Here is a 21,319-nt window from a genome sequence, read left to right as displayed (position 1 = left end):
GTGCTCGGTCCTCTCAGTAGTTGCCAAGCCCGCCGCAGACGTTGATCGCCTGCCCGGTCATGGACGCCGCGGTGTCGGTGACGAGGTAGCCGACGAGGCCCGCCACCTCCTCCGGAGTGGAGTACCGGCCGAGCGGGATCTTCGCGGTGAACTTCTCCAGCACGGCTTCCTCGGTGGTGTTCCACGCCGCCGCGTACCGGCCGCGGATCGCCTGTGCCATCGGGGTTTCCACGTAACCGGGGCACACCGCGTTGACCGTGACGCCGGTCTTGCCCAGTTCGAACCCGAGCGCCTTCGTGAAGCCGACGACGCCGTGCTTGGACGCCGAATACGGCGCGCCGAGCACCACGCCCTGTTTGCCGGCGGTGGACGCGATGTTGATGACCCGGCCCTTGTCCTTGGCCAGCATGCCGCCCTTGGTGAGCACCTCGCGGGTCATCAGGAACACGCTGTTGAGGTTCGTGTTGATCACGTCGAACCACAGCTCGTCCGGGATCTCCGCGGTCTGCCCGCCGCCGCTTCGGCCGGCGTTGTTGACCAGGACGTCGATCGGGCCGTAGCGGTCGACCGCGGCCGCGACCAGCGCCTGGATGTCGTCCTTCTCCCGGACGTCGCAGGTGCTGCCGTCCACGTCCAGTCCCTCGGCACGCAGGTCGCGCACCGTGTCGTCGACGGATCCCTGGGTGCGGGCGCAGAAGTACACCTGGTAGCCCTGCTGCGCCAGCGATCGGGTCACCGCGAGCCCGATCCCGCTGGTGCCGCCGGTGACCAGCGCTACGCCCCGGCTCTGTTCGGTCATCGTGTCCCTCCTGGGTTGCTCGGCGTGCGGAACAGGTCCGCGCGCACGTCGCGCGGGCGAGCTCCGAACGCGACGAGATTGAGGATCTTGCGGAAGATCGGGGTGTGCGGCAGCAGCTTCGCGAGCACCGGCCGCACCGCGTCGACGATCCGGCCGGAGGACAGCATTCCCTTGTTCTGCCTCGACTGGAGCGTGAAGACGGTGTCCACCGCCGCGCGTCGCTCGGCCTCGAAGCCGGCGAGCGCGGCGGGCCGGTTGTCTTTCGCGGCTACGGCGGCGACGAGTTCGGGGTGCAGCGCGACGGCGTCCGCGATGGCCAGGTTGATGCCCTGCGCGCCGATCGGGCTGTGCGTGTGCGCCGCGTCGCCGATGAGCACGAGTCCCGGCCGGACCCATTCCCGCGCACGGCCGGAAAACACGTCCAGCGGCGACAGTTCGGACAGCGCGGTCACTTGCTCGCGGATCAGGTCCGCGTGCTGCGGGACCGCGGCGACCAGCTGCTCCCGGATGTGCTCGATGCCCTTGGCGGTCACCGTTTTGTAGCTGCCCTTCGCCAGCGTCCAGCCGATCTGGACGCGATCCGGGTAGGAATCGTGCACCAGCACCGGATCGGCGGCGGTGCGGTGGATGCGGACCGCGCTGGTGCGCCGTTCCGGGGCGACCAGTTTGAACCACACGACGTCGTGCTCGAACTTCTCGAACTTGTCGTAGCCGATCCCGGCGAGCGAACGGGTCTTCGAGTACCGGCCGTCCGCGGCGACCACCCAGCGAGCGCGTACCTCCGTCTCGCCTTCGCCGGAACCGCAGCGGATCCCGGTCACCGCGCCGTTCTCCTCCAGCAACGCCCGGGTCGAGCAGCCGCTGAGCAGACGGAAGCCCGGCGTCGCCTTGCATTCGTCGAGCAGCCGCTCCAGCAGGAGCCGCTGCGGCAGGCTGAGCAAATGGTCGTACGGCGCGGGAAGCGTCGTGTAGTCGATGTCCAGCAGCGTGCGTTCCCCTTGCACCAGCTGGAAACTGCGCATCGGGTAACCGCCGATGCCGTCGAGGACGCCGAGCTGGTCAAGCGTGCGCAGCGCACCGGGCTGGATGATCTCGCCGCGGTACTCGCGGTCCAGCGACGCGCTGCGCTCCGCGACGACGACGTCCACTCCCGACCGGGCGAGCAGCAGCGCCAGCACCAGACCCGCCGGTCCGCCGCCGGACACGCACACGTCCACTTCGATCTCGCGCACTCGATCCCTCCCGCTGTCGCACCGCCTCGGGCCACCCTCCAGCGGTCCGGTCCAAAACGGCTCGACGCACAGTCGGCCGTCCCCCGCGAGTGGTCCACGAGGGGACTTTGAGCCGGCCGCGCGACTGTCGGACGACACGCGGCCGACGAGGAGGAAACGGTGGCGACAACCGCGCACCCGCGGGTGGGAATGGAGCTGTACCACCAGGTGCAGGCCTTTTACGCCAAGCAGATGCAGCTGATGGACGACGGCGACGTGGAACCGTGGGCGGAAACGTTCACCGCGGACGCCACGATCGCGAACAACGCGAATCCCGCACCGGCTACCGGGCGGGAGTTGATCCTGAAGGTGGCTCGGAAGCTAGCCGCCGACGTTGTTTCGCGAGGGGTTCAGCATCGGCATTGGACTGGGATGCTGGTGGTGACCGAGGACAGTGCGGATCAGGTGCGGACGCAGTTGTACGCGATGGTCGCCGAGATTCCCGCCGGGGGCGAAGCCCGGTTGTGGCGTTCGACGTTTTGCCGGGACACGCTGGTTCGCGGGGCTGACGGGTGGCAGGTCGCCCGGCGTGTGGTGACTCATGACGATATTCAGGATTCTCGAGCGGAGGAGCAGGCGTGACTGTGTCGGGCGAGTTGTATCAGGAGATTCAGCAGTACTACGCGTGGCAGATGCAGTTGCTTGACCAGGCTCGTACTGATGAGTGGGCGGAGACTTTTACTGAGGACGGGGTTTTCGCGGCTAATGCCGCACCGGAGCCGGTTAAGGGGCGGGCGGCTATTGCGGCGGCTTCGGCGGCTACGCATCGGCAGCTGGCTGAGGTGCATGAGCTGCGGCGGCATTGGCTGGGGATGTTGACGGTTTCCCCTGGGGACTCGGAGGATGAGCTGCGTACTCGGTGTTATGCGTTGATTATTGCTACGCGTAAGGGTGGGGAGCCTCGGATTCACTGCAGTACGTTGTGTGAGGATCAGCTGGTTCGGGCTGATGGGGCTTGGTTCGTTAAATATCGTTCGGTTTCTCGGGATGATATTCGTTAGAGGGCGGCCTTCGGCCGAAAAGAGAGTTGCGTTGGGGCACCCCGAAGCCCGAGTGTGACTACGCGCGGAGAGGCTTGTCAAGGCTGGAAAGAGTACCTTGACAAGCCTCTCCGCGCGTGTTTTTGGCTTCGTATCGGGGTGCGGGGGGTGTGGGTGCCCCCGGCTGTTGTGTGGGTTGGTGCGGTTTGGTGGGTGGCTGCCTTGGCTCGGCTGATCGTGCTTGTCGCGGGTGCCAGGCGAGCGCCCCAATGTGGCATTGGGTGCATGCGATGCACCCAATGTGGCGTTCGGTGCGTCCGACGCAACCAATGCCACATTGGGGCACGCCGGAGGCGGCTAGCGGGCTGGTCGTGAGGGGAACCCTGAGGGAATCAGAGTCAATGAAGGTGGCCCTCACGGACTTCTCGGCAGTGGGAGCTAGCGGGTCATGTCTGAGCCGCCGTTTACGGAAACTACTGTGCCTGCGATGTAGCCTGCGTCCTTGCTGGTGAAGAAGGCTACTAGGGCGGCTACGTCTTCTGGTTCTGCTGCGCGGCCTGCTGGGATTCGCTTTTCGAAGGCGGAGAACCAGTCTGGCGGGGCCTCGCCTACGGCGTCGGTTCGGGTCAGGCCTGGGGAGACTACGTTCGCCACTACGCCGTTGGGGGCGCCTTCTCGGGCGGCGAACTTCGCGTATGAGATCAGGGCCGACTTTGCCGCTGCGTGCGCTACCACGTCCGCGCCTACTGGGCCCTTGCTCGCTTCTGCGGCCAGGTAGACGATGCGGCCGTAGCCCTGGTCCTTCATCAGTTGCCACACCGCGCGGGTGGGGTGGAAGGCTGCTGCCAGCTCGTCGTTCACCTTGGTGGAGAACGTTTCCCACGGGATTTCCGCGACCGAGCCCTGGGCCAGTCCGACGTTCGCGTTGCAGACCAGTGCGTCTACGCGGCCGTAGGCTTCGACCGTCGCGGTCACCAGTGCTTGCGCGCCCTCCTCGTTGCGGACGTCGGCTCCTACTGCGATCGCTTCGCCGCCGGCCGCGGTGATGGCTTCTACCGCTTCTTCGGCGGCCTCTTTGGACGTCAGGTAGTTGATCACCACCCGGTCGCCTCGTGCGGCCAGCCGTTCCGCGATGCCGCGGCCGATTCCGCGTGCCGCGCCGGTTACCACCGCGACGCGGCGTACCTGGTCTTCCACCCGCTGCTCCTCGGTTTCGGGCTCCCGGGCTTCTCCGCGAGCCGTTTCTGCCAATGTATCGGCTGAAACCGTTGCCGCGACACCGCCTTCAGAGATCTTCGAGAACCTTTTGAACGGCGGCAGCGAGCATCGGTCGACTACCCGAAACGGCTGAGGAGACGACCCGGATGTCCGACGATTCCGCGCGCGCGAAAACGCCGCAGCTCGAGCTGATGAATCTCATCATCGGCGACTGGAAAGCCCGCGCCGTCTACACGGCCGCCGAGCTCGGCTGGCCCGACCGGCTCGCCGACGGGCCTCGTACCGCCGCCCAGGTGGCGGCCGACTCGGGCACTGATCCTGTTGCCACCCAACGGTTCCTGCAGTACCTGACCGCGCTGGGCGTGTTCCACGAGAAGGACGGCTCGTTCTCCCTCACCGAACTCGGCGAGCTGTTGCGCAGCGACCGGGAAGACTCCCTGCGGCCGTACACGCTCATCGCGGGCTCCGAATTCCATCGCGCCTGGACCGACATCGCCTCCGCCGTACGAACCGGACAAAATGCGTTTGAAGGCGCATTTCAGTCTAGCTTCTTCGAGTACCTCTCCGCAAACCCCGAACGCGGAAAGCTTTTCGACCGCGCGATGGCGGGCAACACGGCGTTGTTCGACGCGCTGCCTGGCGCCTACGACTTCGGTGCGCACCAGCGATTCGTCGACGTCGGCGGCGGCAGCGGCGAACTGGCGCTCCGGCTGCTCGCCGCGCACGAACAACTCCACGGCACGGTCTACGACGCCGAACAGTCCGCTGAGGCCGCGAAAAAGGCCATCGCGGACGCGGGCCTCACGGAACGCTGCGAGGTGGCGTCCGGGAATTTCCTGGAGTCCGTTCCCGAAGGCGGCGACCTCTATCTGCTCGCTCGAGTGCTGGTGAACTGGCCGGACGAGGACTGTGCGCGGATCCTGGCGAACTGCGCGGCGGCAGCGGCTCCGGGGGCTCGGTTGCTGCTGGTGGAACGGGTGTCCGGACCGGGCGTGGACAACGCACTGCTGCTGTCCCACGACACCCTGATGTACGTGCTCTTCGGCGGGGGCGGGATCCGTTCCACCGCGGAAGTGACCCGGCTGCTCGAGGAAGCCGGGTTCGCGCTGGACGCGATCACTCCGCTGCCGCAGGAGTTCTCGCTGATCTCCGCCACCCGCCGAAGCTGAGAGCTCAGGCCCGGGAACGCGTCAGGAAACCTCAGCCGTCCGCCGTTCCCGGGCCGGCACGACCACGAGAACCACGATCGCCGCCAGCACCGCGGCACCGGCGGCAGCGAGGGCCGTCGTGCGCATCGCGACCGAGAACGCGTCCGCGCCCGCGGCGAACAGGTCCGTGCCCTGGTTGCCGCCCAGGCCCGCCGCGGCGGCCTTCGTCGCTTCGATCGAATCACCGGCGGCCGCGCGAGACTGCTCCGGCAGCACCGACAACGCGGGCTCAACCCCGTTGCGGTACACGACAGTCAGCAGCGACCCCAGCACCGCGATGCCGATCGCGCCGCCGATGCTGCGGCCCATGTTCGTCAGCGCCGAACCGACCCCGGCGCGCTCACGCGGAACCGCCGACATGATCGTGGTGGTCGCGGACGGCATCACGTTGGCCATCGCCAAACCGACCAGGAAGTCGGCGACGAACACCGGCCACAGCGGGCTGTTCTGGTCCAGCAGCGCGAAAATCGCCACGCCGACAGCCAGCAGCAGCAAGCCGCCGACCAGCACGTTCTTGGTGCCGAACTTCGCCGACAGCGTCGCCGAGCGCGGCGAGAACACGGCCAGGGCCAGCGCCAGCGGGAGAATCGCCAAGCCGGTCATCAGCGGGCTCACGCCGAGCACGCTCTGCAGGTAGAAGATCAGGAAGAACGGCACGCCGAAGTTCACGAAGAACGCGAGCGACACCGCGCTGGTCGCACCCGCGACCCGGCGATCCGACACGAGCCGCAGATCCAGCGCTGGAGCCGCGGACCGCAGTTCCACCAGGACGAACACGACCAGCAGCACCACGCCGAGCACCAGCGGGACGTACACCCGCGGATCGGCGATCGTGGCCAGGTTGCCCGCCTGGATGATCCCGTAGACGAGCGCGGTGCTCCACGCGACCGACAGCACCACGCCGGGCACGTCGAGCTTGCGCGCGGTCGAAGTGGACTCCGGGACCATCAGCACGGTCAGCACGATCGCGGCGAGCACGATCGGGCCGTTCACCAGGAAAATCGAGCCCCACCAAGCGAACTGGATGAGGAAGCCGCCGAGCACCGGGGCCACCACGGCCGCGATGCCCGCGGCGGACACCCAGTACCCGATGGCGCGCGGGCGTTCCTTGTCGCCGAACACGTGCGAGATGGTCGCGAGCGTGGTCGGCGGGATCGCCGCGCCGCCCGCGCCCATCACGACGCGCCACAGCACCAGTTCGCCGGGCGAGTGCGCGAACGCCGCCAGCACGCTGGAAACGCCGAACACCACGAGCCCGATCAGGAGCACCTTCCGGTGCCCGAGCCGGTCCCCCAGCACGCCCCATGCCAGCAGCAAGCCGGCGTACACGAGCGTGAACCCGTTGACCACCCACTGCAGCTGGTCCGCGGACGCGCCGAGCCCGTCGACCGGATCGGCGAGCGCGCGGAAGGCGATCGTCACGATCGTCGCGTCCAGCACGGTGAGCAGAAAGGACGTCAGCAGCACCGCGAGGATCGCCCAGCGGCGCGGGTTCAGGGCAGGCTCGGACACCTGTCCTCCTTCGGAAGGCTTTGGCGGAATTCCCCTTACACCGCGGAACCGAGCCTGCTGTTCACCAGTTCGACCAGAGCGCGCGGCGTGTCGATGTCGACCACCGTTTCGTCCGGCAGCTCGACTCCGTAGTCGCGCTGGAGCATACTCGCGGTCTCCATCAGCGCGAGCGAGTCATAGCCCAATTCGGCGAAGGGAATGTCGCGCGCGTCGGTGGTTTGTGCCATTTCGTCGCTCTCTCCGGCGCAACGGCGGATGATCTCCATCAGATCCTCGTAGGTCAGCTCGCGCATGATCGCTCCTCCTGCCGCGCGAATGCGGCTGTCAGTGGGTTCTTCTTGCTGGACAAGGCTTTGCGATTCGGCCGTTCGGGTGATCTTGAAAAGTCTTCCCTCACACTCCGCGCAACACGAGCGCGGCGTTGTGCCCGCCGATGCCGCGGGCGAGGACGACCGCGGCCCGCACCGGCGTTTCCCTCGCCGCACCGGTGACCAGGTCGATCCCGTGCTCCGGCACCGGATCCGAGACGTTCGGCGTCGGCGGAACCACGCCGTGCCGGATCGCCAGCGCCGCGCACGCGACGTCCAGCCCGGCACCGCCCGCGGCCAACCGGCCGACCCCGGCTTTTGGCGCGGTGACCGGGACACCGCGTTCGCCGAACACCGCGCTGATCGCCTCGGCTTCTTCACGGTCGAGCACGAGATCCCCGGCCGCGTCGGCAAAAACGACGTCAACCTCGGCGGCGGAAATGCCCGCGTCCGCCAGGGCGAGTTCGATCGCCCGCCGAAGTCCCGGCGGACGCCCGCTGCCCGGTTTCGGGTCGAAAGTGGACGCGTATCCGGCAATCTCGGCGTACGGCGGCTGCCGGTCCCGCGCCGAGTCCGCCGGTTCGAGCACGAGCACCGCGCCGCCCTCGCCGGGCACGTACCCGGCGGCGGACCGGTCGAACGGCAGATAAGCCTTCGCCGGTTCGCTGCTCGTGCTGAGCCGTCCGGAGGTCAGCATCGCCGCCCAGCCCCACGGGCACAGTGCGCTGTCGATGCCGCCGGTCAGCGCGACCGCGGTCCCGGAACGCACCGCGCGCCGGGCCTTTCCGATCGCGTCCAGCCCGCCTGCTTGTTCGGACACCACCACCGCGCCCGGCCCGCGCATGCCGTGCCGGATGGAGATCTGCCCGGTGTTGACCGCGTAGAACCACGCGAACGACTGGTACGCGCTGACGTACTTGCCGCCTTTGCTCCACATGTTCTGCAGTTCGCGCTGCCCGAACTCGTAGCCGCCCGCCGAACTGGCGGTGATCACCGCGAGGTCGAACCCGTCGTGCGCCTCCGGGTCGACCCCGGCGTCGGCCAGCGCCCATTCCGCGCCCACGAGCGACATCCGCGTGGAGTGGTCGGTCTGCGGCAGCAACCGGCTGGGCAGGATGCCCTTGGCGCTGAACCCGGCGACCTCGCCGGCGAGCGTGCTGGGGTAGCTCGAAGCGTCGAACCGGGTCACCGGGCCGATTCCGCTGGCCCCTTCGAGGGTGGCTTCCCAGAACTGCTTGACCCCGCTTCCGGTCGGCGCGAGCACGCCGAGCCCGGTGATCACCGCGTTCATGCCGGACCGCCGACGTTGCTGGTGAGCACCATGGCGCTCTGGAACCCGCCGAACCCGCTGCCGACCGTCAGCACCGTGTCCACCGCGGCTTCTCGTGCCACCAAAGGAATGTAGTCCAAGTCGAGCTCCGGGTCGGGTTCGTTGAGGTTGGCCGTCGGCGGCAGCAGCCCGTCGCGCATGGCGAGCAGGCTGGCGGCGATTTCGATCGAGCCGATCGCGCCGAGCGAATGCCCGACCATCGACTTGATCGAGCTCACCGGGACGCGATAAGCGTGTTCTCCCAGCGAATTCTTGAACGCCTGCGTCTCGTGCCGGTCGTTCTGCTTCGTGCCCGAACCGTGCGCGTTGACGTAGCCGATCGCTTCCGGCGTCACCCGCGCCTGGCCCATCGCCTGCCGGATCGCCTCGGTCATTTCGACGCCGTCCGCCCGCAAACCTGTCATGTGGTAGGCGTTGCACCGTGTCGCGAACCCGGCGATCTCGCCGTAGATCCGAGCCCCGCGGGCGAGCGCCCGGCCCAGTTCCTCCACCACGAACACCGCCGCGCCCTCGCCGAGCACGAACCCGTTGCGGGTGTTGTCGAACGGACGCGACGCCGTCGCCGCCTCGTCGTTGCGCGGCGAGGTCGCCTTGATCGCGTCGAAGCACGCCACGGTGATCGGCGAGATCGGCGCGTCCGAACCGCCCGCGAGGACGACGTCCGCGCTGCCCTCGGCGATCAGGTCCCGCGCGTGGCCCACCGAGTCCAATCCGGACGTGCACCCGGTCGAGATGACCTGCACCGACCCTTCCGCGCCCGCTTCCCAGGCCACTTCCTTGGCCATCGAACTCGGCACGAACTGGTCGAACAGATGCGGTACCGCGTAGTCCGCGTCGACCTCCCACTTCCGGCCGCCGTCGCTCACCACGACGTACTCGCGTTCGAGGCTCATCGTGGCTCCGACCGCGCTGCCGATCGAAACCCCGGTCCGGTACGGGTCCACATCGGACGGTGCGAGCCCCGCGTCGGCCAGCGCCTCCCGCGTGCACGCCACCGCGAACTGGGCCACCCGGTCCATCCGCCGCACCTGCTGCGGACCGAGCCCCGCCGCCTCCGGATCGAAATCGCATTCGGCGGCGATCCGCGAGCGGAACTGGGAGGCGTCGAAGAACGACACCGGCCGGGTGGCGGTCCGCCCGCCCGACACCATGTCCCAGAACGGTTCGCGCCCCGGTTTCCCCGGCGCGACAACACCTATCCCGGTGATCACCGCCCGCCGCGGACCTCCGCTGCCGTGCCGCGCCGGCACTCCCGCTGCCCCGGGGTGCCCCGCACTCGTACTCACTCCGTCTGCACCTGCCCTTCGCGCTCCGAGCGCCCGACGTCGCTGATGTCGAGTCTGGGCCCGGGGTGTCCAAGACGGATCGAAGCGGGGTCGAACGCGCTCCAGCCGGATTCGACCCCGCCTCGTTCTCAGCCGGTGGCGACCGCGGCCTCGCGCGCCGCGGGCTCGGCTTCCCTTGCGAGCCAACGGCCCGCGAACGACGGGAGCCGGGGAACGCAGTAGACCGCGTCCGCCGTGGACGGCCGCAGAACGTCTACATTGGACTCCGCGTCGTGGTACCGGTGCGGTCCCGAACCGCCGCGTTCGCCGATTTCCTCGGCCAGCCCGGCGGATTCGAGGTCCTCGAGCACTTCGCGCACCAGTTCTCCAGGGCGGCCGAGGAGCTTGACCGCGTCCGGCACGGTGAACTCGTCGATGCTCGCCAGCTGCCGGAACGCTTCCTGCGCCGGACCACACAGCGTCCGGTAACTCGCCCGGACGCTCGCGTCGACCGTGCCTTCCCCGCACGGCAACCGAAGCACCGCACCGGGATCGCGGGACAGCCGGTCGTGCATCCGGCGCAACGACCAGGCCGGCCGGTAGGCCAGGTACCCGCCGACCGCCGCGACGGCCAGCGGCAGCCTGCCGCACATCCGCACCAGCGCGCTGGCGCAGTCGAGGTCCTCCAGCATCCGCCGCCGCCCGATGAACTGGCCGAGCAGCTCCAGCGATTCGTTGACCGTCAGCGGCGGCAGGTTGACCGGCGCGACCACGCCGCGCAGGTACAGCCGCCGCCTGCTCGCGACCAGCAGCAAACTGCCGGAACCGCTGGGGCGCAACAGATCCACTTCGGAAGACCGGGCGGCGTCGTCCACGACGACCAGCAGCCGCCGGGTGGCGGTGTAGTCGCGGTAGACGTTGACCAGTTCGGACATCGAGGGCGACGGCGACAGCGGAACGCCGCACGCGCGCAGGCAGCCGGCGAGCACGTCGGCCATCGTCTCCTCGCCGCGGTGCACCGGCGTCAGCGACACGAAGATCTGCCCGTCCGGGAACGTCGCGCGGACCCGGTGCGCGACGTGCACGAGCAGCGCGGTCTTGCCCGCCCCCGGCCCGCCGGTGATCTCCACGACCGTGCTGCCGCCGGTGAGCTTGGTGCGCGCGGCGGAACACCGCCGCACCAGCTCGCGGATCTCCTCGTCCCGGCCGACGAAGTCGGGCACGTCGGAGGGAAGGTGATTCGGCCCCAGCACCTCCGGCGCCGCGGGCCGCAGCGGGACCAGATCACCCTCCGCATCGGAACGCACGACGGAAACCACTTCGACGACACTGCTCTCAGTCACGGTGTCGTTGTCGTCGATACTCCGGACGGCTACTTCCGCAGTGCGCTCGTTTTGCGTGGTCCGCCCGGTTTGCCCGTTGTCTAGACCAGTTGTGGCTTCACTCACACTGGCGCCGCGCGGGGCCGGAAGGGTGAGCGCGGGATCGTCCACCAGGATCTGCTGGTGCACCGAACGCAGGGTCGCCGACGGCTCGATGCCCAGCTGTGCGATGAAATCGCTGCGCACCCGATGGTAGACGTCGAGCGCCTCGACCCGGCGGCCGCAGCGGTAGAGCGCGACCATCAGCTTCGCCGAGTACGCCTCGTGCGTCGGATTCGCCTTGACCACCCCGGCGAGCTCGTCGACCACGCGCCGGTGCCTGCCCAGCGCCAGTTCGGCCTCGAACCGCAGGTCAAGCGCCGCCTTGCGGCTCTCCTCCAGCTGAGTCGCCCGCGCGGCGAGGGTCGGGCCGAGCGGGAGATCGGAGAGCGCGGCCCCGCGCCACAGTGCGAGCGCCTGTCTGGACAGCTCGGCACAGGCTTCGAGATCACCGGCGTCGTGCCGGTCCCGAGCCTGGTCGAGCAGCGCCGAGAAGCGCACCGCGTCGACCACGTCCGCCCGCGGCACCTGCAGTTCATAACCGTGCGGGCGCGTCAGCAGTACTGTCGCTCCCTCCTCGGCCGAACCGGCCAGGCGCAGCGATTTGCGCAGCTGGTAGACGTAGGTCTGCAACGTCGTGGCCGCGCTCGCCGGAGGGTTGTTCTCCCACAGCTCCTCGACGAACTGCTCGAAGTGCACTGCCCGGTTGGCGTTCAGTGCAAGCATGGCCAGCACCGTGCGGAGCTTCGGCGCGGACGGCGTCTTGCCCACTCCGTCCGCGCGTACGGCCAGCGGTCCCAATATTGCGATCTGCATCCGACCCCCAGATACCTGCCGAAAGAGCACGCCAGGCAGCTGCCCGCGAGCTTCGCTTTCCCCCAGTGAGACGCCAGCGACGCTAGCAGAGAAACGGCTTCCTGATCCCGGGCGGGAAAAACTTAACGTCCGCCTGATACTTCTGCGAACTGTCCGTTCGTATTGCCGTTGGCGGCCGAACACAGGAACACTGCGAGTTGTGCGACATCACCCGGACAGCTCAATCGGCCACTGGGCGTGATGGCTCGCTCGCGCTCCAGCATCTCGGCCGGAACCTGTTGCGCAACACGGGGAGTGACGGTCAGGCCAGGAAGAATGGTGTTGACCAGCACTCCGTCGCGGCCGACGTCCCAGGCGAGGCTCGTGGCGAAACCGTGCAATGCGGACTTCACCGCCCCATAAGCCTCGCGGCCCGGCTTGCCCGCGGTCGCCGCGCGCGACGAAATAAATGCGATCCGTCCCCATTTTTTCGCGCGCATACCGGGCAGCACCTTCGCCACTGTGTGGAACACCGGCGCGATATTCACATTGATGAACGAAGCGCAATCCTCCGTAGGTAGTTCTTCGAACAATTTTCCCGGCTTGCGCAGCGCGCCGGGACTGATCGCATTCGCGACCAGCACGTCCACCGGGCCCCAGTGCCGCTCCACGGTCTCGACCGCCGCGTCCACGCTGGCCAGTTCGGTCAGGTCGTAGTGCACGGCGAGCCCGCGGTCCGGCCCGCACTCGCGCGCGACCTCCTCGGCCGCCTCGCGGTTGGCCCGGTAGGTCACCGCGACCCGAGCCCCTTCCGCGGCGAACGTGCGCGCGAGTTCGGCCCCGATCCCGCCGCTGCCGCCGGTCACCAGCACGACCTTGCCGGTCAGCCCCAGATCCACCTTCGCTCCTCGAATTCGCGGCCCCGCGGGGCCGTCAGACAGAAATGTGCGCGTGCCGCAGCACGGCGCGCACGACAGCGGCGGACATCCGGTCGCCGCGGTCGGCCACGTAGCCGTCCGGGCGCGTCAGGATCCAGCCCGTCGCCGAAAGGCCGAGCGACCGCCGCAACGCGCCGTCGGCGTCCGGCAGGTCCCCGCCAGGGCCGGCCACCTGCGGCACCAGCCAGCCGCCCACGGACGGCAGTTCGGCTCGCTCCGCGTCCGGGCCGAGCACCAGCGTCCAGCCCGGTTCGCGCAACTGCGCCAGCAACGCCTGCCACGCCGGGGTTTCCGCGTCCGCGCCGGCGACGACCGACAGCCGCTCGCCCGGTCGCGGTCCAGGCCCGGCCGCCGCGGGGCCGTCGCCATACGAAAGGCCCAGTGCGGACATTCCGCCCATGATCTTGCGTTCCAGCTTGCCGCGCAGCGCCGAAACGTTGCGCATCACGCCGAACGCCACCGGCAGCACCGCGGCGACGTACGGGTTTTTCAGCTGTACCAGAAAAGTCGCCTTCTTCGTGGTGCGCAACAGCTCCGCGCCCACCGGCACGCGCTCGCGCGAGTAGCTGTCGAGCAGTTGCTCGTCGGCGTGCCCGTCGATCACCATCGCCAGCTTCCACGCGAGGTTGTACGCGTCCTGCACACCGGTGTTCATGCCCTGACCGGACGCCGGGCTGTGCACGTGCGCGGCGTCGCCGGCCACCAAACAGCGGCCGGACCGCATCGACGGCACCATCCGCTGCTGGATGGAGAACACCGAAACCCACGTCGGCGGGGAAACCACGGTCGGCACGCCGGTCGCCGCGGACACCTTCTCCGAGAACCGCCGCGCGACCGCCGCGTCGTCGCCCGAGCCGGAGTACTCGACGTCCCGGGTATCGAGCAGCCGCCATTTGCCCTCGTCCGGGAACGGCACCATCATCACCGAACCGCCCGGGGTCCGGATGAGATGAATACTGTCGCGCGGCAACGCGGTGTCCGCCTGCGCGTCGGCGATCAGCCAGGTCTCCGACGAGTCGCCTTCGAGCTTCAGCCCCAGCTTCTTGCGCACCACGCTGTGCCCGCCGTCGCAGCCGACCAGCCAGTCCGCCGAGGTCTCCTCGATCTCGCCGTCGCGTTCAAGCCGGACCTGGACGCCGTCTCCGGTGTCGGTGAAGTCGGCCAGCGCAACGCCCCATTCGACCTCGACGCCCTGCTTGGCCAGCGCCGTCCGCAGCACCTCCTCGGTGATGACCTGGTCGACCATCAACGTGAACGGCAGCCGCGTCGGCAGCCGCGAGTAGTCCGCCCGGAGACCGACCATTCGCTTGCCGCGCATGTGAATCGTGAACGCGCGCACCTGCTGCCCGCGCGGCAGCAGGTCGTCGAGCACGCCCATCTGGTCGTAAATCTCCAGCGAACGCGGATGCGTCGCCAGCGCCCGGCTGGTCACCGCCGGACCGGCGGCCCGGTCTACGATCCGCACCCGCACGCCGCGCCGGGCCAGTTCGTGCGCCGCGGTCAGCCCGACCGGCCCGGCCCCGACCACCAGCGCTTGCGCACTCACGGTTTCACCGCGACCACAACGGTGTCGTTGCCCTTCGGCAGAGTGGTGGCGGCGCGGAATTCCAACCCGGCCTCGGCCAGCCACTCGCGCAGCTGGGGCACGGTGTACTCGGAACCGCCGTCGGTGATCAGTCCGACGTTGATGCTGCCGACCAGGCTGCGCAGATCCGGGTTCTCGGCGTCGAGGATCTGGTCGTACACCACGACCGCGCCCCCGCTCGGCACCGCGTTTTTGGCCCGCACCAACAGTTCCACGCGCCGCTGCGGGTCCCAGTCGTGCAGCACGTGGCCGAACACGACGACGTCGGTCTCCGGCAGCGGCGTCTCGAAGAAGTCGCCGGGGTGGAACGTGACCCGGTCCGCGACGCCCAGCTCCGCCATCAGCTCGTCGAAGTGCGGTTCGATCGGCGGCAGCTCGAACACGCCGCCCTGCAGATGCGGGTGCGCGAGGCACAACTGCGCCGCGACGTTGCCGCGCGCGCCGCCGACGTCGACGAAGCTCTTGTACTCCGACCAGTCCACGTGCTCGGCCAGCTGCGGCGCGACCAACGCGTTGTTCGCGTCCATGTGCACCAGGAAAGCCTTGGCGCGCACCGGATCCTCGTACAGCTTGGCGAACGCGCCGTGCCCGCCGATGTCCGCCTTCGGCTCGCCGTCGCGCAGCGCCTCGGACAGCTTGCCCCACATCGCGTAGTGCCGCTGCGACGTCGTGCGGACCCGCGCGCCGAGGTAGCCGCCGCCGGACGCGCCCGGCACCAGCACCTCCGCGGCCGCCGGCGCGTTGCTGAACTTCTCGCCGTCGCGCTCCAGCAGGCCGAGCGCGGCCAGCGCCTGGACGAAATCGCCGGTGAACCGCTGGTGCAGACCGAGTTCCCGGCGGATCTCGTCGATCGTCCTCGGCGCGTCCGCCAGCAACTCGAACACTCCCAGCTCGACCGCGCTGTGCAGGATCTTCGACTGGGTGAACAGCATGTTGAGGCGGCCGATCGCCTGCGCGTCCACGGTGGTGTGGGCAGTCATCCCGGGTCGTACCTGCCTTCCTTATCTGGTGGTCCGCGCGCACGACAGCCGCGGAAACCTTCGTGTGCGGCGATGCTTCCGGCCGGGTCTCGAAGGCCCCTCAACACGCTCTCGACCTCCGCCGACGCCCCGCTCAGGCCGTCCCGGAGACCGTCCAAGACCGCTCGGCTAGCGCTGAATCCCCAGCACAGCGCGTATAGCCGCGGACCCGCGCGGTGCTCCAGGCTTGTCCGTGCTGACAACAGAGTGAGCACAGGCACGGACACATGGGGAGCACCGGGATGGATGTCGAGTACGACGTGGTGATCGTGGGCGGCGGCCCGGTCGGGCTGATGCTCGCGAGCGAACTCGGGCTGCGGCCCGGCCGGGTGCTCGTGCTCGAGCGGCTCGCCGAGCCGAGCGGGCAGTCGCGTGCGCTCGGCCTGCACTCGCGCACCGTCGAGGTGTTCGACCAGCGCGGCCTGCTGCCCCGCTTCAGCGAGGGCGCGCCGGTGTGGCCGAAGGGGCACTTCGCCGGCATGCGGCTGCTCGACCTCAGCAAGCTCAACGGGCGCCACACGTACGCGCTGATGGTCCCGCAGTCGCGCACCGAGGCGATCCTCGAAGAGCGCGCGCGGGAACTGGACGTCGAGATCCGCCGCGGGCACCGGCTCACCGAACTGGAGAACGGGCCCGACGCGGTGGTCGCCACCGTGACCGGCCCGGACGGCGAGTACCGGATCCGCTCCCGCTACCTCGTCGGCTGCGACGGCGGCAGCAGCCTGGTCCGCAAACTGGCCGGCATCGACTTCCCCGGCACCGCCTCCAACATCGACGCGATGCTCGCCGACGTCCACCTCGACCAGGTGCCCGACGGCCCGCACCTGGCCCGCTGCAAGGGCGGCGTGTTCGGCACGGTCCCGCTCGGCGGCGACCTCTACCGCGTCGTGTCGGTCGAGTTCCGGCCGCCGACCGCGCACCGCGACGACCCGGTCGAGCTGGAGGAACTCGCCGCCTCGGTCAAGCGGGTCACCGACCAGGAACTCCCGATGCGCGACCCGGTGTGGCTCTCGCGCTTCGGCGACGCGACCCGGCAGGCCGCGCAGTACCGCAAGGGCCGGGTCATGCTCGCAGGCGACGCGGCGCACGTGCACTTCCCGGCGGGCGGACAGGGCCTCAACACCGGCATCCAGGACGTGGTGAACCTCGGCTGGAAGCTCGCCGCGGTCGTCAACGGCAGCCCGGACGAGCTGCTCGACACCTACCACGACGAACGCCACCCGGTCGGCGCGCGCGTCTGCTTCAACACCCAGGCCCAGCTCGCCCTGATGGACCCGCGCCCGGAGATCGGCCCGCTGCGCGAGCTGTTCGGGACGCTGATGGAGTTCGACGAGGTCAACCGCTACCTCGCGGAGATGATCACCGCGCTCGACGTGCGCTACCCGACCTTCCCCGCCTCGGACCACCCGCTGGCCGGGACACGAGTGCCGGAGTGGTCGATCGTCGCGGACGGCGCCGCGACGACCACGATGAAGCTCCTGCACTCCGGCCGCGGCGTGCTCGTCGACCTCACCGACGGCCCCGCCGTCGCCCGCACCGCCGCGCCGTGGCTCGACCGGCTCGACCTCGTGTCCGGCACCCCGTGCACCAGCGACGTCCCCGCCGCCTTCCTGCTCCGCCCGGACGGGCACGTCGCCTGGCTCGCCGAAAGCCCGGACACCGATCCCGCCGATCTGCGCGAAGCCCTGCGCGCGTGGTTCGGACCAGCACCGGTGCGTTCGCTGCCCGCCGCGGCGAGCTGACGCTGTGTCCGGGATCACCCCAAACCGGCCGAGGTGACGGCATTCGGCCCTTGCGACGCGTACGGTGGGCCCTGCTGTCTGTCAGGCTGGGCCTCTCAACCGATCCAGACAATGACCTGTCTCACGAGCGTCCAGGTGGCGTGTTTCGGGCCACCGGCAGGGGACTAGCCTGGCGGTCAGCAGATGCTTGTGATATCGGATCGAGAATGGATAGAGGCGAGAGCCAGCCGTGGCCAGCAGCAGTCCCGCATCGCAGTTCGGTGCCAATGAGTGGCTCGTCGAAGAAATGTACGAGCGGTTTCTCGCGGACCCCCAGTCGGTAGACGCCGCCTGGCACGATTTCTTCGCCGACTACAAGCCCACTCCGGGCGGCAACGGCACCCAGGCGGAAGGGAACGGGGAAGCCAAGGCGGCCCCCGCCGCCAAGCCCGCCGCCCCCGCCGCGAAGGCCCCGGCGGCTCCGGCCGCCAAGGCAGCGCCCGCCCCGGCGGCCAAGGCCCCGGCCAAGCCCGCCCCGGCCGCGAAGCCCGCGGCTTCCGCGCCCGCCAAGTCCGCTCCGGCGAAGGACGCCGAGCCGGAGTCCAAGCAGCTGCGCGGCGCCGCGGCGGCGATCGCCAAGAACATGGACGCCTCGCTTTCCGTGCCCACCGCGACCAGCGTGCGCGCGGTCCCGGCGAAGCTGATGGCGGACAACCGCATCGTCATCAACAACCACCTCAAGCGCACCCGCGGCGGCAAGATCTCCTTCACGCACCTCATCGGCTACGCCATGGTGCGGGCGCTGAAGGACTTCCCGAACATGAACCGGCACTACAAGCTGATCGACGGGAAGCCGTTCGCGATCACGCCGGAGCACGTCAACTTCGGGCTTGCCATCGACATGAAGGGCAAGGACGACTCCCGCACTCTCGTCGTGGCCTCCATCAAGGCCACCGAGAACATGACCTTCATGCAGTTCTGGCAGGCCTACGAGGAGATCGTCAAGAAGGCCCGCACGAACAAGCTCACCGCGGACGACTTCGCGGGCACCACCATCTCGCTCACCAACCCGGGCGGCATCGGCACGAACCACTCGGTGCCGCGGCTGCAGGCGGGCCAGGGCGCGATCATCGGCGTCGGCGCGATGCAGTACCCGGCGTCGTTCGAGGGCACCAGCGAGAAGACCCTCGTCGACCTCGCGGTCAGCAAGATCATGACGCTGACCTCGACGTACGACCACCGCATCATCCAGGGCGCGGAGTCCGGCGAGTTCCTGAAGCGCATTCACGAACTGCTGCTCGGCGAGGACGGCTTCTACGACGACGTCTTCACCAGCCTGCGGCTGCCGTACGAGCCGATCCGCTGGGTCGCCGACATCCCGGACGGCCCGGTCGACAAGACCGCGCGCGTCATGGAGCTGATCGAGGCGTTCCGGATGCGCGGCCACCTGATGGCCGACACCGACCCGCTGAACTACCGCCAGCGCAGCCACCACGACCTCGACGTGCTCAGCCACGGCCTGACCCTGTGGGACCTGGACCGCGAGTTCGCCGTCGGCGACTTCTCCAGCCGCGAGCGGATGAAGCTGCGCGACATCCTCGGCGTGCTGCGCGACTCCTACTGCCGCACGGTCGGCGTGGAGTACACGCACATCCTCGACCCCGAGGAGCGGCGCTGGATCCAGGAGCGCGTCGAGGTCCGGCACAGCAAGCCGGAGCCGTCCGCGCAGAAGTACATCCTGTCGAAGCTCAACGCCGCCGAGGCGTTCGAGACCTTCCTGCAGACCAAGTACGTCGGCCAGCGGCGGTTCTCGCTGGAAGGCGGCGAGACCCTGGTCCCGCTGCTGGACACGGTGCTCGACAAGGCCGCCGAGGCCGAGCTCGACGAGGTCGTCATCGGCATGCCGCACCGCGGCCGGCTGAACGTGCTGGCGAACATCGTCGGCAAGCCGATCAGCCAGATCTTCCAGGAGTTCGAGGGCAACCTCGACCCGGGCCAGGCGCACGGCTCCGGCGACGTGAAGTACCACCTCGGCGCCGAGGGCAAGTACTTCCGGATGTTCGGCGACGGGGAGACCCGGGTGTCGCTGGCGTCCAACCCGTCGCACCTGGAGACCGTCGACCCGGTCCTCGAGGGCATCGTCCGCGCCAAGCAGGACGTCCTCGACAAGGGCGGCGAGGGCTACACCGTGCTGCCGGTCCTGATGCACGGCGACGCGGCCTTCGCGGGCCAGGGCGTCGTGGCCGAGACCCTGAACCTGGCGCTGCTGCGCGGCTACCGCACCGGCGGCACCGTGCACGTGGTCGTCAACAACCAGGTCGGCTTCACCACCGCGCCGGAGCACTCGCGGTCGAGCCAGTACGCCACGGACGTCGCGAAGATGATCGGCGCGCCGGTCTTCCACGTGAACGGCGACGACCCCGAGGCCGCGCACTGGGTCGCGAAGCTGGCGGTCGACTACCGCCAGGCGTTCCACAAGGACGTCGTGATCGACCTGATCTGCTACCGCCGCCGCGGCCACAACGAGGGCGACGACCCCTCGATGACGCAGCCGGCGATGTACGACATCATCGACACGAAGCGTTCGGTCCGGAAGATCTACACCGAATCGCTGATCGGCCGGGGCGACATCTCCGTCGAAGAGGCCGAGGCCGCGCTGCGCGACTTCTCCAGCCAGCTCGAGCACGTCTTCAACGAGGTGCGCGAACTGGAGAAGCACCCGGCGAAGGCGAGCCCTTCGGTCGAGGGCGAGCAGCAGATCCCGGCGAAGGTCACCACCGCCGTGTCGCGCGAGGTCGTCGAGAAGATCGGCGACGCGTTCGTCAACCTGCCCGAGGGCTTCACCCCGCACCCGCGGGTCAAGCCGGTCATGGAGCGCAGGCACAAGATGTCGCGCGAGGGCGGCGTCGACTGGGCGTTCGGCGAACTGCTGGCGTTCGGGTCGCTGGCGCTGGAAGGCCGTCTCGTGCGGCTGTCCGGCCAGGACTCCCGGCGCGGCACGTTCACCCAGCGGCACTCGGTGTTCATCGACCGCAAGAACGGCCAGGAGTACTCGCCGCTGCAGCACCTGGCCGACGGCCAGGGCCGCGTGATGATCTACGACTCGGCGCTGTCGGAGTACGCGGCCGTCGGCTTCGAGTACGGCTACTCGGTGGCGAACTCCGAGGCGCTCGTGATGTGGGAAGCGCAGTTCGGCGACTTCGTCAACGGCGCGCAGACCGTGATCGACGAGTACATCTCCTCCGGCGAGGCCAAGTGGGGCCAGCGCTCGGACGTCGTGCTGCTGCTGCCGCACGGCCACGAGGGCCAGGGCCCGGACCACACGTCCGGCCGGATCGAGCGGTTCCTGTCGCTGTGCGCGGAAGCGTCGATGACCGTCGCGGTGCCGTCCACCCCGGCGAACTACTTCCACCTGCTGCGCCGGCACGCCCTCGACGGCATCCAGCGTCCGCTGATCGTCTTCACTCCGAAGTCGATGCTGCGCAACAAGGCGGCGACGTCGACGGTCGAGGACTTCACCGGCCAGAGCCGCTTCATGTCGGTGATCGACGACGCCACGCAGGACCCGGCGAAGGTCCGCAAGGTGCTGCTCACCTCGGGCAAGCTCTACTGGGAGCTGGTGGCCGAGCGCGAGAAGCGCGGCGCCGACGACGTCGCGATCGTGCGGATCGAGCAGTACTACCCGCTGCCGAAGAAGAAGCTGCTGGCCGCGGTGGAGCGCTACTCGAACGCCAGCCAGATCGCGTGGGTCCAGGAGGAGCCGGAAAACCAGGGCGCGTGGCCGTTCTTCGGCCTCAACCTGCCCCGGAAGTTCCCGGAGTTCTTCACCGGCCTCGACGTGGTGGCGCGCCGCCCGATGGCCGCCCCGTCGGCGGGTTCGTCGAAGGTGCACGACGTCGAGCAGAAGGCGCTGATCGCCAAGGCGTTCGACTGATCCTCAGTTACGCAG

General features: G+C 69.1%; 16 protein-coding genes. 5 read left to right on the top strand and 11 right to left on the bottom strand.

The genetic code is table 11. The features are described 5' to 3' along the window. Positions 1–13: 13 nt before the first annotated feature. Together fabG and FKO37_RS10635 are read right to left on the bottom strand one after the other, a co-directional pair. Positions 14–799: a 3-oxoacyl-ACP reductase FabG gene (gene fabG / locus FKO37_RS10640; RefSeq protein WP_043832838.1), complete on the bottom strand. Its 786-nt coding sequence runs from the start codon at positions 797–799 to the stop codon at positions 14–16. Then, on the bottom strand, positions 796–2,031 hold the full coding sequence (locus tag FKO37_RS10635) for an FAD-dependent monooxygenase (protein ID WP_238604359.1): 1,236 nt from the start codon (positions 2,029–2,031) through the stop codon (positions 796–798). The genes fabG and FKO37_RS10635 overlap by 4 nt, the downstream gene beginning before the upstream one ends. 159 nt (positions 2,032–2,190) lie before the next feature. Between FKO37_RS10635 and FKO37_RS10630 the strand changes: the two genes are divergently transcribed. Next, a complete protein-coding gene (locus tag FKO37_RS10630) occupies positions 2,191–2,652 on the top strand; it encodes a nuclear transport factor 2 family protein (protein ID WP_037817196.1) in 462 nt (153 codons plus the stop codon). Then, a complete protein-coding gene (locus FKO37_RS47725) occupies positions 2,649–3,071 on the top strand; it encodes a nuclear transport factor 2 family protein (RefSeq protein ID WP_374204247.1) in 423 nt (140 codons plus the stop codon). Before FKO37_RS10630 ends, FKO37_RS47725 begins: the two co-directional genes overlap by 4 nt. Before the next feature lie 417 nt (positions 3,072–3,488). On the opposite strand, the gene FKO37_RS10625 is transcribed toward FKO37_RS47725, so the two are convergent. Beyond that, positions 3,489–4,247, bottom strand: coding sequence for an SDR family NAD(P)-dependent oxidoreductase (locus FKO37_RS10625; protein WP_037817202.1), 759 nt, complete (start codon positions 4,245–4,247; stop codon positions 3,489–3,491). A 167-nt stretch (positions 4,248–4,414) separates the two neighbouring features. Here FKO37_RS10625 and FKO37_RS10620 point away from each other — a divergent pair, with 167 nt between their 5' ends. Then, the gene (locus tag FKO37_RS10620) at positions 4,415–5,437 is read left to right on the top strand and encodes an acetylserotonin O-methyltransferase (protein WP_238604358.1); all 1,023 of its coding nucleotides are present in this window, start codon (positions 4,415–4,417) and stop codon (positions 5,435–5,437) included. A 21-nt stretch (positions 5,438–5,458) separates the two neighbouring features. Here the strand turns inward: FKO37_RS10620 and FKO37_RS10615 are convergent, their stop codons facing one another. From FKO37_RS10615 to FKO37_RS10580, 8 genes are all read right to left on the bottom strand, one after another. Then, a complete protein-coding gene (locus tag FKO37_RS10615; protein WP_238604357.1) occupies positions 5,459–6,988 on the bottom strand; it encodes an MFS transporter in 1,530 nt (509 codons plus the stop codon). Positions 6,989–7,023: 35 nt separating this feature from the next. Then, positions 7,024–7,281, bottom strand: coding sequence for an acyl carrier protein (locus tag FKO37_RS10610; protein ID WP_037817205.1), 258 nt, complete (start codon positions 7,279–7,281; stop codon positions 7,024–7,026). Positions 7,282–7,381: 100 nt separating this feature from the next. Beyond that, positions 7,382–8,587 carry a ketosynthase chain-length factor gene (locus tag FKO37_RS10605; RefSeq protein ID WP_238604356.1) on the bottom strand — a complete coding sequence of 402 codons (1,206 nt, stop codon included), beginning with the start codon at positions 8,585–8,587 and terminating at the stop codon, positions 7,382–7,384. Next, positions 8,584–9,837, bottom strand: coding sequence for a beta-ketoacyl synthase (locus tag FKO37_RS10600; RefSeq protein ID WP_037817211.1), 1,254 nt, complete (start codon positions 9,835–9,837; stop codon positions 8,584–8,586). Before FKO37_RS10600 ends, FKO37_RS10605 begins: the two co-directional genes overlap by 4 nt. A gap of 203 nt (positions 9,838–10,040) precedes the next feature. Next, positions 10,041–12,128 (bottom strand): AfsR/SARP family transcriptional regulator, encoded by a 2,088-nt coding sequence (locus FKO37_RS10595; protein WP_238604355.1) that lies wholly within the window; start codon positions 12,126–12,128, stop codon positions 10,041–10,043. A 122-nt stretch (positions 12,129–12,250) separates the two neighbouring features. Further along, positions 12,251–13,006 carry an SDR family NAD(P)-dependent oxidoreductase gene (locus FKO37_RS10590; RefSeq protein ID WP_238604354.1) on the bottom strand — a complete coding sequence of 252 codons (756 nt, stop codon included), beginning with the start codon at positions 13,004–13,006 and terminating at the stop codon, positions 12,251–12,253. 34 nt (positions 13,007–13,040) lie between these two features. Then, positions 13,041–14,591 carry an FAD-dependent oxidoreductase gene (locus FKO37_RS10585; protein WP_238604353.1) on the bottom strand — a complete coding sequence of 517 codons (1,551 nt, stop codon included), beginning with the start codon at positions 14,589–14,591 and terminating at the stop codon, positions 13,041–13,043. Next, positions 14,588–15,610: a methyltransferase gene (locus FKO37_RS10580; protein WP_134728114.1), complete on the bottom strand. Its 1,023-nt coding sequence runs from the start codon at positions 15,608–15,610 to the stop codon at positions 14,588–14,590. The genes FKO37_RS10585 and FKO37_RS10580 overlap by 4 nt, the downstream gene beginning before the upstream one ends. A 281-nt stretch (positions 15,611–15,891) precedes the next feature. On the opposite strand from FKO37_RS10580, the gene FKO37_RS10575 reads away from it, so the two are divergent. Both FKO37_RS10575 and FKO37_RS10570 read left to right on the top strand, forming a co-directional pair. After that, complete coding sequence (locus FKO37_RS10575) at positions 15,892–17,391, top strand: FAD-dependent monooxygenase (protein WP_238604352.1); 1,500 nt, start codon at positions 15,892–15,894, stop codon at positions 17,389–17,391. A 229-nt stretch (positions 17,392–17,620) separates the two neighbouring features. Further along, positions 17,621–21,304: a multifunctional oxoglutarate decarboxylase/oxoglutarate dehydrogenase thiamine pyrophosphate-binding subunit/dihydrolipoyllysine-residue succinyltransferase subunit gene (locus tag FKO37_RS10570; RefSeq protein ID WP_078870629.1), complete on the top strand. Its 3,684-nt coding sequence runs from the start codon at positions 17,621–17,623 to the stop codon at positions 21,302–21,304. Positions 21,305–21,319: the final 15 nt, after the last annotated feature.

The sequence above is a fragment of the Amycolatopsis sp. Poz14 genome (assembly GCF_006704225.1).
GTDB lineage: Bacteria > Actinomycetota > Actinomycetes > Mycobacteriales > Pseudonocardiaceae > Amycolatopsis > Amycolatopsis nivea.
Note: the sequence above shows the minus strand (reverse complement) of the source record. Positions and strands in the feature narration are given on the sequence as shown.